Source organism: Arthrobacter sp. TmtSoilC51, assembly GCF_055388015.1.
Genome location: NZ_AP035877.1, coordinates 3,131,090 through 3,145,680, shown reverse-complemented (window position 1 = coordinate 3,145,680; position 14,591 = coordinate 3,131,090). Strand labels below are relative to the sequence as shown.

Below are 14,591 nucleotides of genomic sequence, written 5' to 3'. Positions count from 1 at the left end.
CAGCCAAGGACGCAAATGTCGCCACCAAGCCTTGTTGACGTACATCCCAACCTCGCCGGAACGGCCCCCGTAGCACTTTCCTACGAACTGTTTCCCCCGCGTACTCCGGCCGCCGCAGAAACCCTGTGGACCACCATCCGTGAACTCGAAACCACCGAACCGGACTACGTCTCCGTGACGTACGGCGCAAGTGGGTCCAACCGGGACACCGCAGTTGACCTCATCAACCGCCTCCTGCTCGAAACCACGCTTCGGCCCCTGGCCCACTTGACGTGTGTTGGCAACACGCCGGTTGAACTGGCGGAGATCATCGGTGAACTCCTGGACCACGGAGTCCGTGGCATCCTCGCACTGCGCGGGGATCTGCCCAAGGACGGAAGCCAACCCGCCAGTGGCTCACTCCGGTACGCCCAGGACCTTATTGAACTGATCCGCCGCGTGGAGCAGCGCCGTTCTGCACTTCTTTGCGCTGGCAAGATCGCTGTCGGAGTTGCCGCGTACCCCACAAAGCACCCTGAATCGCCAAGTGTGGGCCACGACGTCGAAGTCCTCCTTGCCAAGCAGCGTTCAGGCGCGGACTTCGCGATCACGCAAGTCTTCTTCCACGCAAACGAATACTCGGACCTCGTTGCACGTGCGCGTCGGGCCGGGGTCACCATCCCGATCATCCCCGGCGTCATGCCGCTGACCAGCCTCCGGCGCCTTAAGCGCCTCGGCGAGCTGGCCGGCGTCGACCCTTCCGTGGAACTCATGGCGCGCCTCGCTGCCGTGGACACTGAAGCAGAGCGCCGCAGGATCGGCGTGGCCGCTACGGTGGACCTCGCCAACGCGGCACTTGATGCCGGAGCACCCGGCATCCACTTGTACACCTTCAACGAGCACGCCTACGCGCTGGACGTGCTGGACAAATTGGCGCTTCCAAGGCCTGCCAGGCCTCTCAGCCGCGCCGTCCCCACGGCCCGTCGCCAGGAATTCGCCAGCTGAATCCGTCGCCGGACGCGTTCGGCACTGCGACACCATTTTCAAGAACATCACGTCATCAAGGAGCTTCTCCATGCCTGAAAACAACACCTCCGCCACTCCGTTCCCGGCAGCGTCCCTGCTCGGCTACCCGCGCATCGGCCGTCGCCGCGAGCTGAAGAAGGCCGTCGAAGCCTACTGGGCCGGCAAGATCGACGCCGCCGCCCTGGAAGCCGCAGCCAAGGACATCCAGCTCACCATCGCCAAGCGCCTGGAGGATCGGCCTCACCGAAGCTGCCGCTGTACCGGGCACGTTCTCCTACTACGACCAGGTACTGGACACCACTGCACACCTCGGCGCAGTTCCGGCGCGCTTCGGCAAGCTCCTCAACGCCGAGGGCCAGCTGGACATCGACGGCTACTTCACCTTGGCACGCGGCAACAAGGAACAGCAGCCGCTGGAAATGACCAAGTGGTTCGACACCAACTACCACTACCTCGTTCCGGAAATCGGCCCGGAGGCGGAGTTCACCCTCGCCTCCACCGCCAAGGTTGACGAGTTTGCCTTTGCTCTGGCCAACGGCATCGAGACCCGCCCTTACATCGTCGGCCCGGTCACCTACCTGCTGCTCTCCAAGGCATCGGACGACGCCCCCGCCGGTTTCGCACCGCTGTCCCGCCTTGAGGACATCCTTCCCGTCTACGTGCAGCTGCTTGAGAAGCTTGCAGCCGCCGGCGCCAGCTGGGTCCAGCTCGATGAGCCCGCGCTGGTTGTTGACCAGGACACCCCGGCCGCCGAAATCGAAGCAGCCGTTGCCCGTGCCTACGAAGTCCTCACCGCTGCCGCCAAGCGTCCGCAGATCCTCGTCTCCACCCCCTATGGTTCGCTCGATGGCCAGCTCGGGACGCTTGCCGCCACCAACATCGATGCCCTGCACATCGACGTCTTCAAGGGCGCAGTTCCGTCCGCAGCAGCCCTTGACGGCCTCGGCAACAAGACCTTGGTTGCCGGCGTTGTTGACGGCCACAACATCTGGCGCAACGACCTCGCCGCATCCGCCGCGAAGCTGGACGAGCTGAAGGCTGCTGCCGGCAAGCTCGCCGTCAGCACCTCCACGTCCACCCAGCACGTCCCGCACGACGTCGCCGAGGAGACGCTCCTTTCCGAACAGCTCCGCAGCTGGCTCGCTTTCTCCGACCAGAAGGCAGTGGAAGTCAAGACCCTCGCTTCCTACCTGGCAGACCCCGCGTCCGCGAAGGCTGCCATCGACGAAGCATCCGCCGTGATTGCTTCCCGTGCAACTGCTGAAGGTGTCCGCCGCGACGACGTCCGCGCCCGCACCGAGGCACTGACCGTTGCGGACTTCAACCGCTCCGAGTATGCGGTTCGTGAAGCTGCCCAGGAAGAGGCCCTGCACCTTCCGCCGCTGCCCACCACCACCATCGGTTCGTTCCCCCAGACGCCCGAGATCCGTTCCGCACGTGCCCGCAACAACAAGGGCGATCTCACAAATGAGCAGTACGAACAGCTCATGAAGGACGAGATCAAGCGCGTTGTGGACCTGCAGGAGGAACTGGGCTACGACGTCCTGGTCCACGGCGAGCCTGAGCGCAACGACATGGTCCAGTACTTCGCAGAGAACCTCGAAGGCTTCGACGTCACGGTCCACGGCTGGGTCCAGTCTTACGGATCCCGCTGCACCCGTCCGTCCATCCTGTGGGGCGACGTCACCCGCAGCGCTCCGATCACGGTTGCTTGGGCCGAGTACGCACAGTCCCTGACCAACAAGCCGATGAAGGGCATGCTGACCGGTCCGGTCACCATCCTTGCTTGGTCCTTCGTTCGGGATGACCAGCCGCTGGGCGAGACCGCCAACCAGGTTGGCCTGGCACTCCGCGACGAAATCGCTGACCTCGAAGCTGCAGGCATCAAGGTCATCCAGGTGGACGAGCCGGCACTGCGCGAGCTCCTCCCGCTGCGCAAGGCAGACCACGCCGACTACCTCAAGTGGTCCGTTGACTCCTTCCGCCTCGCGACCGCCGGCGCTGCCGACGCCACGCAGATCCACACGCACCTCTGCTACTCGGAGTTCGGCGTGATCATCGATGCCATCGACGGCCTCGACGCAGACGTCACCTCCATCGAAGCTGCACGCTCCCGCATGGAGGTCGTCCACAAACTCGAGTCCCACGGCTTTGGCCGCGGTGTTGGTCCGGGCGTCTACGACATCCACTCGCCGCGTGTTCCGGGTGAAGCTGAAGTCACCGAACTCCTGGCCACCGCCGTCAAGCACGTTCCGTCCCGCCAGCTCTGGGTCAACCCGGACTGCGGCCTGAAGACCCGTGGCTACGCCGAGACCGAAGAGTCCCTGCGCAACCTCGTCAAGGCAACCCAGACAGTTCGCGCCACGCTGCTCGAAGCTGCCAAGTAAGTCAGCCTCCACAGACGACGGCGGCCGGTCACCGAAAGGTAACCGGCCGCCGTCGGGCGTTTAAGCTTCAGCCTTCAAGATTCCCAAAGAATTTCGTCATCCACTACTCCGTCTTCGTCCGCCGCCACTACCAGAAGCTCATCGGTGAAGTGTGAGCCCAAGGTGAAGTCCAGGACGAAATAGCGCTCGGGCTGGCCGGGGTAGATGGCCACATGACCCAGCTTGAGGGCTTTGAGGAAGACATCGTTGGTGAGCTGGGACTTGTCCCGGACGCCGAATACCGATTCGAGCTGTTCTTCCTTGAGCTGGGAACTGTGGAAATGAAGGAACTGCTGGGGATTGGTGCCGTCCTGGTCCAGTTCGTCAGCGATCATCTCCCGGACCTGGTCAACCAGCTCCGGCAGGAAGCGCAAGCGGTAGTCCACCTTGTGCATGGCGGCCTCGTCGAAATGGTCATGCGCCGCGACGTTGAGGTCCAGCTCAAGCTGATTGCCGCCGAGTTCGTGTTTGGTCACGAAGCAATGTTCACGCCCGTGATTGAGCTCGATCTCCCCAAAATGTGTGCTCGCTACCTTGCCCATGTGATCAATCTAACCCCAACATCCGGCGGGTTCCAGCAATTGGGAAGAATTCACCTTCGACGCTGCGGACCCTTGACAGGCGCTTGTTTCAGGGGATGCAAACCGCTCTTTTCCGACGTGCCCCGGAGGGTGTCGGCAAGAAGTTGCGTGAAGAGTTGCACTTGCGCTGTGCGCTTTTCATTGATGAGCAGCGCGAACACGTTCCGCGCCAGCCGGATGTCAGGAACGTCAAGGACCACGACGCCGGGCGGCCGGTTGCGCAGCGCAAGCTCCGGTACCAGCGAGGCGCCCAGACCGGCTGCGGTCATCTCCAAACTCGCGTGGAAGTCGTCGCTGTAGGCCACGACCCGGGGGTGCAGGTTGCAGCTGGCGAACAGCCGCTCAATCACCAGGGCGTCGCTGGTGCCCGGGTGGTGCACGATCCACGGCATATCCGACAGATGCGCCGCCTCGATTTCGGCGTCCTCGCGGATCTTCCATGATGCCGGGAGCACTACGCGGAAGTCGTCATCGCCGATCCATTGGCGCTCCAGGGAATGCGGCCATGCCAATCCTGACTGGCCCACCTGGTACACCAAGGCGACGTCCAATTCTCCGCCACTGCGCAGCCCCTGGATGGTCTGTGCCGGCTCAGCGACTGATACACGCAGTTCTATGCCGAGTCCGTTCCATCGTTCATTCCGCAGGATGTCCGGCAGCACGTACGTGGCAAGGCTTGGGAAGATGCCTAGCCGCAACTCCTGGGCGGGTGCATCGTTTGTCCTTGACGCGGCGGCCATCAGCGCTTCGACGTCGGTAAGCACCTTTGACGCGTGCCGGGTCATGGTGATGGCGGCCTCGGTGGGAATCACGCTCCTCGCTGAACGCTGGAAGAGTTCGACGCCGGTGTCGCGTTCCAGCGCGGCCATCTGTTGGGAAACGGCGGACGCTGTGTAGCCGAGCTGCGCGGCTGCCGCGGCGAAGGAACCCAGCCGGGTGACCTCCAACAGGGTCCGAAGATGGAGAAGGTTGACCATCAGCTGTCCTTTTGCTCGTTTCTTCCTGCCAACACAGGGGAGTGGTCTCCCTTGAAGCATCAGGGAAACCGTACTCTGCCTTTGACCAACAGCAAATGTGGCTGTCGGGCTTGTGTTCGCCACGCCACATTTTCAAAGTGTCACGACACGCCGGAACCGGACGACACGCTGGAGATTAAATGTGGCTAAGTAGTCCACAGGGTGTGGATTTCATCTCTCACTTTGGCGGAATTACGGACATTTTGAGGCCCCTGCCCTGTGGACGAGCGGTGGATTGAATGACATACTTGTAATACATCATCTTGGGGTCCCGGCGAGGCGCTTGCACTACATGTAGTATCGGTTTACGGATTGAGCGGGAAACCAGCACAAGACTAAATAAGCGTGTTGGCTGCCACAGCAGCCTGCGGGCCGGTATCGGATTCAGTATTCAGTTCCGGTTGAGCCCGCCAGATACGAAGAGCGACAGACTTCAACTAAGGGGACAGGGATCATGACCGTTACGGTTTACACGAAGCCGGCCTGTGTTCAGTGCAACGCAACCTACCGGGCACTCGACAAGAAGGGCATTGCCTACCAGAGTGTCGACATCTCCCAGGACGCCGAGGCGCTGGAACGCCTCAAGGCGCTGGGTTACATGCAGGCTCCCGTCGTCGTGACCGAGCAGGACCATTGGTCTGGATTCCGCCCGGACAAGATCGAGGAACTGGCCCAGGCCGTTTCCTCCGTGGCCTAAGTTTTCTTTCGGACTTCGCCACCACAGCACGCAAGAATTCCTATGTAGTCGAGGTGACTCCCATGGCACCGCTGGCAACGGCATCCGTGCGCAATGACACGGACACTGTGACCACCAGGAGTCACCTCATCTACTTTTCCTCGACATCCGAGAACACCAAGCGCTTTGTCCAGAAATTGGGCAGGGATGCAGCGCGCATCCCGCTCTATGCGCACGATGCCCCGCTTCAAGCACTTGAACCCTTCGTCCTCGTCCTGCCGACCTACGGTGGGACGAACGGCGAAGGTTCAGTGCCCAAGCAGGTCATCAGGTTTCTCAACAACCCACGGAACAGGGAACTGATACGTGGAGTTATCGGTGCAGGAAACACCAACTTCGCGGACAACTATTGTGCAGCGGGAGATATCATCGCCGCCAAGTGCAAAGTGCCGCATCTCTATAGGTTTGAACTCATGGGGACGCCGGAAGACGTCGATCGGGTCAATCAAGGATTGGAAAAGTTTTGGACACTACTGTCGCAGAAACAGAAGTAACCGGGGGCGCTGTGGAAACGGCCAAGAAGCCGCTGCCGGAGGCCTATAAGGGCCTGGGCTATCACGAGCTCAACGCCATGCTGAACCTGTATGGCCCCAACGGCGAGATCCAGTTTGAAGCCGATCGTGAAGCCGCGCACCAGTACTTCCTGCAGCATGTGAACAACAACACCGTGTTCTTCCATGACCTGGAAGAGAAGCTCGACTACCTGGTGAAGAACCAGTACTACGAGCGCGAAACACTCGACCAGTACACGATGAACTTCATCCGCGAGCTCTTCAACCGTGCATACAAGAAGAAGTTCCGGTTCGAGACCTTCCTTGGCGCCTTTAAGTTCTACACGTCCTACACTTTGAAGACGTTTGACGGCAAGCGTTTCCTTGAGCGCTACGAAGACCGCGTCTGCATGGTTGCGCTGCACCTTGCCCGCGGTAACGAAGAACTGGCCAGCCGCCTCGTTGATGAAATCATCGATGGCCGCTTCCAGCCCGCAACCCCCACCTTCCTGAACGCTGGCAAGGCCCAGCGCGGTGAGCTGGTCTCCTGCTTCCTGCTGCGTATCGAAGACAACATGGAGTCGATTGCCCGCGCCATCAACTCCGCGCTGCAGCTCTCCAAGCGCGGCGGAGGCGTGGCCCTTTCGCTCACCAACATCCGCGAGCACGGCGCCCCGATCAAGCAGATAGAAAACCAGTCCTCCGGTGTCATCCCTGTGATGAAGCTCCTCGAAGACAGCTTCTCCTATGCCAACCAGCTTGGTGCCCGCCAAGGTGCAGGTGCCGTGTACCTGCACGCGCACCACCCGGACATCTACCGCTTCCTGGACACCAAGCGCGAGAACGCCGACGAGAAGATCCGCATCAAGACGCTCTCCCTGGGTGTCGTGATCCCGGACATCACGTTCGAACTCGCCAAGAAGAACGAGGACATGTACCTCTTCTCCCCGTACGACGTCGAGCGCGTCTACGGTGTCCCCTTCTCCGACATTTCCGTCACGGAGAAGTACTACGAGATGGTTGACGATTCCCGGATCAAGAAGACCAAGATCAGCGCCCGGGAGTTCTTCCAGACCCTCGCGGAGATCCAGTTCGAGTCCGGCTACCCGTACATCATGTTCGAAGACACCGTGAACCGGGCCAACCCTATCGCCGGCAAGATCACCATGAGCAACCTCTGCTCGGAGATCCTGCAGGTTTCCTCGCCGTCCGTCTACGCCGAAGACCTGAGCTACGAGACCGTGGGTAAGGACATTTCCTGCAACCTCGGTTCGATGAACATCGCAAAGACCATGGATTCGCCGGACTTCGGCCTCTCGATCGAGACCTCCATCCGTGCCCTCAGCGCTGTGTCCGACATGTCCTACATCAACTCGGTGCCGTCGATTGCCCAGGGTAACGCCCAGAGCCACGCGATTGGCCTCGGCCAGATGAACCTCCACGGCTACCTTGCCCGTGAGCACGTCCACTACGGTTCCGAAGAGGGCCTGGACTTCACCAACATCTACTTCTACACGGTGCTGTTCCACGCACTCCGCGCTTCGAACAAGCTGGCCATCGAGACCGGCCAGAAGTTCGGTGGCTTCGAGAAGTCGGCGTACGCCAGCGGCGAGTTCTTCGACAAGTACACGGAGCAGGAATGGGTTCCGGAGACGGAACGTGTCCGCGAGCTCTTCGCCGGCCACCACATCCCCACGCAGGATGACTGGCGCGAGCTGAAGGCGTCCGTGATGGAGCATGGTATCTACAACCAGAACCTCCAGGCCGTTCCGCCCACCGGTTCCATCAGCTACATCAACAACTCGACGTCGTCGATCCACCCGGTGGCCGCCAAGATTGAAATCCGCAAGGAAGGCAAGATTGGCCGCGTCTACTACCCGGCTCCGTACCTGACCAACGACAACCTGGAGTACTACCAGGATGCGTACGAGATCGGCTACGAGAAGATCATCGACACCTACGCAGCTGCAACGCAGCACGTGGATCAGGGCCTGTCCCTGACGCTGTTCTTCAAGGACACCGCCACCACGCGCGACATCAACAAGGCGCAGATCTACGCATGGCGCAAGGGCATCAAGACCCTCTACTACATCCGTCTCCGCCAGCTCGCGCTGGAGGGCACGGAGGTGGAAGGCTGCGTCAGCTGCATGCTCTGATCAACCGTTATCGGTTGATAGCCGGCGGCAGTTGCCGCACTCAAAACTGAAGATTACGACGGCGGGTTCCCACCCGCCGTCGTAGGCTTACCTTAAAGAACCCAACGCTAAAGGGGATGAAATGACCGAGAAGGTCAAGCTGCTTAGCCACGTCGAAGCAATCAACTGGAACAAGATCCAGGACGACAAGGACGTGGAAGTCTGGAACCGGCTGGTCAACAACTTCTGGCTGCCGGAGAAGGTGCCGCTGTCCAACGACGTCCAGTCGTGGCACACGTTGACGCCGGATGAGCAGCAGCTCACCATGCGCGTTTTTACTGGCCTCACCCTGCTGGACACCATCCAGGGCACGGTTGGTGCAGTTTCGTTGATCCCGGATGCGCTGACCCCGCACGAGGAGGCCGTGTACACCAACATCGCCTTCATGGAATCTGTCCACGCGAAGTCCTACTCGTCCATCTTCTCCACCCTGTGCTCCAGCAAGGAGATTGACGACGCTTTCCGCTGGTCCCTCGAAAACGAGAACCTGCAGAAGAAGGCTCAGATTGTCATGGACTACTACCAGGGCGACGACCCCCTGAAGCGCAAGGTGGCCTCCACGCTGCTGGAGAGCTTCCTGTTCTACTCGGGCTTCTACCTGCCCATGTACTGGTCCTCGCGCGCCAAGCTCACGAACACGGCCGACCTCATCCGCCTCATCATTCGCGACGAAGCCGTGCACGGTTACTACATCGGCTACAAGTTCCAGAAGGGCCTGGAGAAGGTTTCCGAGGCCCGCAAGCAGGAAATCAAGGACTACACGTTCGAGCTCCTCTTTGAGCTGTACGAAAACGAAGTCCAGTACACGCACGACCTCTACGACGGTGTCGGCCTTGCCGAAGACGTCAAGAAGTTCCTGCACTACAACGCCAACAAGGCCCTCATGAACCTCGGCTACGAGGCCATGTTCCCGGCTTCCGTCACCGACGTGAACCCGGCCATCCTGTCGGCACTCTCCCCGAACGCGGACGAGAACCACGACTTCTTCTCCGGCTCGGGCTCCTCCTACGTGATTGGCAAGGCTGTCAACACGGAGGATGAGGACTGGGAGTTCTAAGGGATTCAGTTCTTGGTACCTTCAAAGCCCCTTACGCTGTGCCGGCGTGAGGGACTTTGTTGTTAACAAGGGAGACACCCATGGCGAAGTATCTAATTTCGTTTCCTTCTGAGGCCATGGCTGCGGGCATCAATCAATCCGGCTTCGTTCATAGCCTGGTAGTGGTGGCACCGTTGAGTGGTAGTTGTGCCCCGTGGGCGTCGTCACCTTTAGCGTGTGTCTCTCTGCGGGTTCTGGTCTGACACTCCACCCGGGGCTTTCCTTGGTGTGGTTGCATTGTTCGCAGAGCCCGGCCCCGTTATCCAGTGTGGTTTTACCGCCTTCAGCCCACGGCAGGATGTGGTCGTAATGGCGGATGGGCGCGTCGCAGTAGGGCGTGCGGCAGGTGTGGTCACGGGTTTCGATGAACCGTCTCATGCCCGTGGGGAAGAATCGTGCCCTGGAGTCCGTGGCAAGGAGTTCGCCCGTGCTTGGTGCAGTGAAGAGTCGTCGCAGCCAGATGGTGAAGTCCTGATCCGTCCTCTTCTTACCGCCCCTCAGGAGTTCCCTGGCCCACCCCGCCGGGATGATGCCGTACCCAGTAAGTCGTGCGGGTTCGCTATCGCCTTGGAGCAGGGTGCGGTCGGTCATGACGAGTTGCAGGTCGATGCTGGAGAACCCGGCGGGAGATCCGGTGAGGCGTTCGACCAGAGTGTCGGCCATGACCTGGCCACGGGAACGGTTGTCACCGCTTGATCGGGCGGAATCGGCGTGCCGGGTGAGCGCGGCATAGGCGGCGACACCTTGGGCGACGGGGAGCAATGCGGTGAGGTAGGTCATCGTGTCCGGAGCCGGGCGCAGGCTGACGTGCCGTTCGGATGTGGCGTGTGCTGCGCGTTTAGTAACGGAGCGGGGATCGCGCCGATAGGCAGCGGCCTTCGCGGCGGCAATGATCGCTTTGTCCCCGGCGCCGTCGAAAGTTCCGGTGTCAGGGGCGAGTTCCTCATCCACCGCGCACCGGTTCTCAGAAGACAGGCACGCGGTTTCCTTCACGAGGAGTGTGGCCCGCCATTCGTTCAGTTGCCCGGTTTCCAGGGCCGCCATGGTCCGTGGCATCTCTGACACCAGCGCCTTGGCCAGTCCCAGAAGCCGGGAACCCTTGTTAGGCGATTCACGCCGGGCGAGGGCGATCTGCGCTGCCACGCCTTGGCTTCGTTCAGCCGCAGGAATTCCGGACTCTGCCCGCTCGTGACGCTGGGCAAGGTCAAAGGCCACGGCTATCTTCGCTTGCAAACTTGAGATCGCAGATTTCATATCCTCAAGAGCACGCAGCTGATTTATCAAGTCACCGCTGACGCTGCCTGCAGGAGCAGGCGCAGGCAGCGAGGCGATCGCTTTGGCGGCTTGTATCTGCTGACTCCGGCTCATATTTTCACTATGTCAGTAGCCACTGACAGTAATGATGGAATTGGCTTGTGTTGCGGTGTGACTCTGCCTCCGACTGACGCCCTTGTGGTTTGTCTTCAAAATGATCTGTCCGCCGTGACGCAGGCTGTAATAAGCGCGGCGGCCAGGTGGACATGACCTCATAGGAGCCTGCTCAAAGAATCCCATTACTGTCTTGTCTGACCACCCGGCCGGCGTGCCCTTCATGTTCCATTGCACGCAACAGAAGGTCAGGGCAGTTTCATCATGGCAAAACAACATCCGAAAGTCATCGCTGGGATCGACACGCATGCCGATACCCACCACGTCGCCGTCATCAGTGAAACAGGGCGGCATCTAGGGGACAAGGAGTTCCTTGCCGTCGGTTCCGGCTACCGGCAGATCGTGGAGTTCATCACCGGATTTGGCCCGGTCTCGTCCATCGGCGTGGAGGGCACAGGCAGTTACGGAGCGGAGCTCGCACGCGTCCTGAGTCGGGAGCACTTCTGGGTCCTGGAAGTGATGCGTCCAAACCGGCAAGAACGCCGGCTACGGGGCAAGTCTGATCCGTTGGATGCCTATCAGGCTGCGGAAGCTGCACTTGCCGGCAGCAGGGTTGCGACGCCAAAAGCCAGGGACGGGGCTGTGGAATCACTACGTGTTCTGCGCGCTGAACGAAACTCTGCCATGCGGGCAAGGGTCGCGGTCATGGCTCAGATCAAGAGCATCCTGGTCTCTGCTCCTGAGCCCATCCGGGCGAAGTACCGCGGCTTAAGCCGCGTTGCAATGATGAGCGCACTGGAGAAAAGCCGACCGATCGGTGACCCTGCCGAGCCTCCAAACGCCACCGCCATCGTTCTCAAGCGCTTGGCTGTCCGCTACCGGCACCTGAACACGGAAGTGGCCCTGATCGATACTGAACTCGACGCAATCCTCACCATGCACGCCCCTACGCTCAGGGACATTCAGGGTGTTGGCACTGACGTTGCAAGTCAGTTGCTGGTAACCGTAGGCGACAACTCCGAAAGGGTCACCTCGGAGGCAAGGTTCGCAGCCCTGGTCGGCGTTGCCCCCATCCCGGCCGCCTCAGGGAAAACCACCCGGCATCGACTTAGCCGTGGCGGAGACCGGCAAGCCAATAAAGCCATCCATCGCGTAGTGCTCGTACGGATGATGAGTGATAGCCGGACCAAAACCTACGTGGCCAGGCGCCGACAAGAAGGCAAAACCACCAAGGAAATCATGCGCTGCCTCAAACGCTACGTTGCACGGGAAATCTATGACCAGATCATGCACCCCCACCCAGCACCCTTCGCCGGGCAGCTCCGGGCCCTGCGGAAAGCCAAGAACATCACCCTCCAGGCCGCCGCTGATGACCTCCGCGTCTGGCCTACCGCACTATCCCGTCTCGAACGCGGACTCACCCGCGACGACAACTTCCACAAACGCTACGAAAGCTGGCTCAACGACCATTGACAGCAATAGGAGCATCATTTTTAGCGTTGAGATCTGTGACAGCGGACCCAAACCACATGTGAACCATCCCGCCCTTGCCCGCGTCTCTGCACCAGAGGAAGATACTGCCCAACTTCGGGAGGACGTCATGGTTCAGCTTGAGAAGTTTGAAAAGTACTTGATCGAAGAGTTCTACGACGATTACCGCTCGGGCGACATGTCCCACGGGACGTTCACCAGGCGCGTGGCGTTCATCATGGGGAGCATGACCGCTGCTGCGGCGGCTATGACCTTGGTGGGCTGCACGGCGGACGAGGTGCCCAAGAATGGGGACCCAATGCCGACGCCCACGGCGTCAGCAAGTTCCGGAAACACCACCGCAGTGCCCAACGCCAAGAGTCCGCTGACAGTGCCGGAAGGGACGGCGGGCCTGGCAACAGCCACGGTGAAGTTCGATTCCGGAGGGACTGAAATCAGTGCGTACCTGGCCAGGCCCGAGAACGCTAAGCCGGGTCCGGCCGTCCTGATCTGTCACGAAAACCGCGGCCTTACGCCACACATTCAGGACGTCGCCCGGCGCTTCGCCAAGGAAGGCTACGCAGCTCTGGCGCTGGACCTCCTGAGCAGGGAGGGCGGCACGGCATCGATGGATCCGGACGCGGTCCCGGGCGCACTCACCAAGGCAGGTGCCCAGCGGCACGTGGGGGACTTCCAAGCAGCATTTGAGTATCTGAACGGCCAGGACTTCGTGGAAAAAGGCCGAATTGCCATGGTCGGCTTCTGTTTTGGCGGTGGCATCACCTGGCAGGCGGCCACGGAGATCCCTGGACTCAAGGCAACGTCAGCGTTTTACGGCCCGGCCCCCGACCTTGCGAAGGTCCAGACCATCAAACCCGCCGTTTTCGGTGTCTACGCTGAAAAAGACGCGCGGATCACCGGTTCCATGCCGCAGTTGAAGGAAGCCTTGGACGCGACGCGGGTCAAGCACCAACTCAAGGTGTACCCGGGCGTGGACCATGCATTCCACAACGACACAAGCGACCGTTACAACGAGGCTCAGGCTACGGCCGCCTGGAACGACACGTTGGCTTGGTTCAGGGACAACGTCTGAGGTCAATCCGGCAGGATGCGGGCCTTGCTGGCCAGCTCGGCCTCCAACGTCTCGATACTGGGCAGGCTGGCAACAAATTCGTCGGGCAAGGACTCGGCAAGGGAGGTCCTCCACTCCGCAATCCCCACCGGAGCGTTGAAGCCACGAAGGGCGTACTCGGCCACCACGCTGTTCTTCTCCTTGCACAGCAGCAGGCCGATGGTTGGTTTGTCGTCCGGGTGAGCCATGAGATCGTCAACGGCCGCCATGTACATGCCCAACTGGCCCAGGAACCCGGGCTCGAACTTCACTGCTTTTAGCTCAATGACCATGTAGCAGCGCAATTTCAAATGGTAGAAGAGCAGGTCCGCGAAGAACTCGTCGCCGGCGATCTCCAATCGCACCTGTTCACCAACAAACGCGAAGCCTTGACCCAGCTCCAACAGAAATTTCTCCACGTGTTGCACCAGTTGAAGCTCGAGTTCCCGCTCGCTCCGGCGGTCAGTCATGGCAAGGAAATCAAAGACATACGGATCCTTGGTGGCCTGCTGGGCGAGGTCTGAATCGGCAGGAATCATGGTGGTTTTGAAATTGGTGATCGCCTGCCCGGAACGCTCGTGCAAGCGGGTCTCGATCTGGTGCGTCAAGACGTTGCGCGACCATCCATGCTGGGCGGCTGCCGCTGCGTACCAGAGGCGGGTGGCGGCGTCGTCGAGCTTTTCCAACAGCGCGATCTGGTGGTACCACGGCAATGTTGCAAGCGGCGCTTGCAACATTGGAAAATCAGGCCAGGCCTGGGCAAAGCTCTTCATATACCGCAGGTTCCTGGGGGAGAAGCCCTTCGCTTCAGGGAAACGGCTCCGGATGTCGGCGGATAGACGAGTGACCACTTTGGCGCCCCAACCCTCTTGCGATTCGCGCTCGGCCAGTTGCCGGCCAATGCTCCAGTAGGAGTTGAGCAGCTCGCTGTTCGCTGCCGCAAGAGCGAGGGTGCGGCCTGTGCGGACCTGTTGCGCCACAGTGTTGAGCAGGGCGGGGTACCAGTCGGGCATCGATGTCGCAGCGGGGACTCCTGGGACGGACGCTGTGGCCTCGGTAGCGAGCTCTTGCGAAGGCATAATCTCTCCTGTCGATT

The 14,591-nt window shown here is 60.8% G+C and carries 11 protein-coding genes and 1 pseudogene; 8 read left to right on the top strand and 4 right to left on the bottom strand.

Features of this window, described 5'->3' with window-relative positions; genetic code table 11:
• The first annotated feature begins 15 nt into the window (after positions 1-15).
• Both ACZ5G6_RS14300 and metE read left to right on the top strand, forming a co-directional pair.
• Positions 16-984: a methylenetetrahydrofolate reductase gene (locus ACZ5G6_RS14300; RefSeq protein WP_498686102.1), complete on the top strand. Its 969-nt coding sequence runs from the start codon at positions 16-18 to the stop codon at positions 982-984.
• 70 nt (positions 985-1,054) lie between these two features.
• A pseudogene (metE, locus tag ACZ5G6_RS14295) lies at positions 1,055-3,392 on the top strand (5-methyltetrahydropteroyltriglutamate--homocysteine S-methyltransferase).
• 74 nt (positions 3,393-3,466) lie between these two features.
• Here the strand turns inward: metE and ACZ5G6_RS14290 are convergent.
• Positions 3,467-3,973, bottom strand: a complete 507-nt coding sequence (locus tag ACZ5G6_RS14290) for a DUF2004 domain-containing protein (protein WP_498686099.1) — start codon at positions 3,971-3,973, stop codon at positions 3,467-3,469.
• A 50-nt stretch (positions 3,974-4,023) separates the two neighbouring features.
• Entirely contained in the window at positions 4,024-4,989 is a 966-nt protein-coding gene (locus ACZ5G6_RS14285; RefSeq protein ID WP_223933079.1) for a LysR family transcriptional regulator, read from the bottom strand.
• Between the two features lie 493 nt (positions 4,990-5,482).
• On the opposite strand from ACZ5G6_RS14285, the gene nrdH reads away from it, so the two are divergent.
• The 4 genes from nrdH to nrdF all read left to right on the top strand — a co-directional run bounded on the left by nrdH (position 5,483) and on the right by nrdF (position 9,507).
• Complete coding sequence (gene nrdH / locus ACZ5G6_RS14280; protein WP_011775022.1) at positions 5,483-5,725, top strand: glutaredoxin-like protein NrdH; 243 nt, start codon at positions 5,483-5,485, stop codon at positions 5,723-5,725.
• A 62-nt stretch (positions 5,726-5,787) separates the two neighbouring features.
• Entirely contained in the window at positions 5,788-6,258 is a 471-nt protein-coding gene (nrdI, locus tag ACZ5G6_RS14275; RefSeq protein ID WP_223933077.1) for a class Ib ribonucleoside-diphosphate reductase assembly flavoprotein NrdI, read from the top strand.
• Between the two features lie 32 nt (positions 6,259-6,290).
• Positions 6,291-8,411, top strand: coding sequence for a class 1b ribonucleoside-diphosphate reductase subunit alpha (gene nrdE, locus ACZ5G6_RS14270; RefSeq protein WP_498691874.1), 2,121 nt, complete (start codon positions 6,291-6,293; stop codon positions 8,409-8,411).
• Between the two features lie 121 nt (positions 8,412-8,532).
• Positions 8,533-9,507: a class 1b ribonucleoside-diphosphate reductase subunit beta gene (nrdF, locus tag ACZ5G6_RS14265; RefSeq protein WP_498686095.1), complete on the top strand. Its 975-nt coding sequence runs from the start codon at positions 8,533-8,535 to the stop codon at positions 9,505-9,507.
• Between the two features lie 129 nt (positions 9,508-9,636).
• Here the strand turns inward: nrdF and ACZ5G6_RS14260 are convergent, their stop codons facing one another.
• Positions 9,637-10,914 carry an HNH endonuclease gene (locus ACZ5G6_RS14260; protein WP_498686092.1) on the bottom strand — a complete coding sequence of 426 codons (1,278 nt, stop codon included), beginning with the start codon at positions 10,912-10,914 and terminating at the stop codon, positions 9,637-9,639.
• A gap of 264 nt (positions 10,915-11,178) precedes the next feature.
• Between ACZ5G6_RS14260 and ACZ5G6_RS14255 the strand changes: the two genes are divergently transcribed.
• Positions 11,179-12,387: an IS110 family RNA-guided transposase gene (locus ACZ5G6_RS14255; RefSeq protein ID WP_498685934.1), complete on the top strand. Its 1,209-nt coding sequence runs from the start codon at positions 11,179-11,181 to the stop codon at positions 12,385-12,387.
• Positions 12,388-12,445: 58 nt separating this feature from the next.
• Positions 12,446-13,477, top strand: a complete 1,032-nt coding sequence (locus ACZ5G6_RS14250) for a dienelactone hydrolase family protein (RefSeq protein ID WP_498686090.1) — start codon at positions 12,446-12,448, stop codon at positions 13,475-13,477.
• Between the two features lie 2 nt (positions 13,478-13,479).
• Here the strand turns inward: ACZ5G6_RS14250 and ACZ5G6_RS14245 are convergent, their stop codons facing one another.
• Complete coding sequence (locus ACZ5G6_RS14245; protein ID WP_223933067.1) at positions 13,480-14,574, bottom strand: PDDEXK nuclease domain-containing protein; 1,095 nt, start codon at positions 14,572-14,574, stop codon at positions 13,480-13,482.
• Positions 14,575-14,591 lie beyond the last annotated feature (17 nt).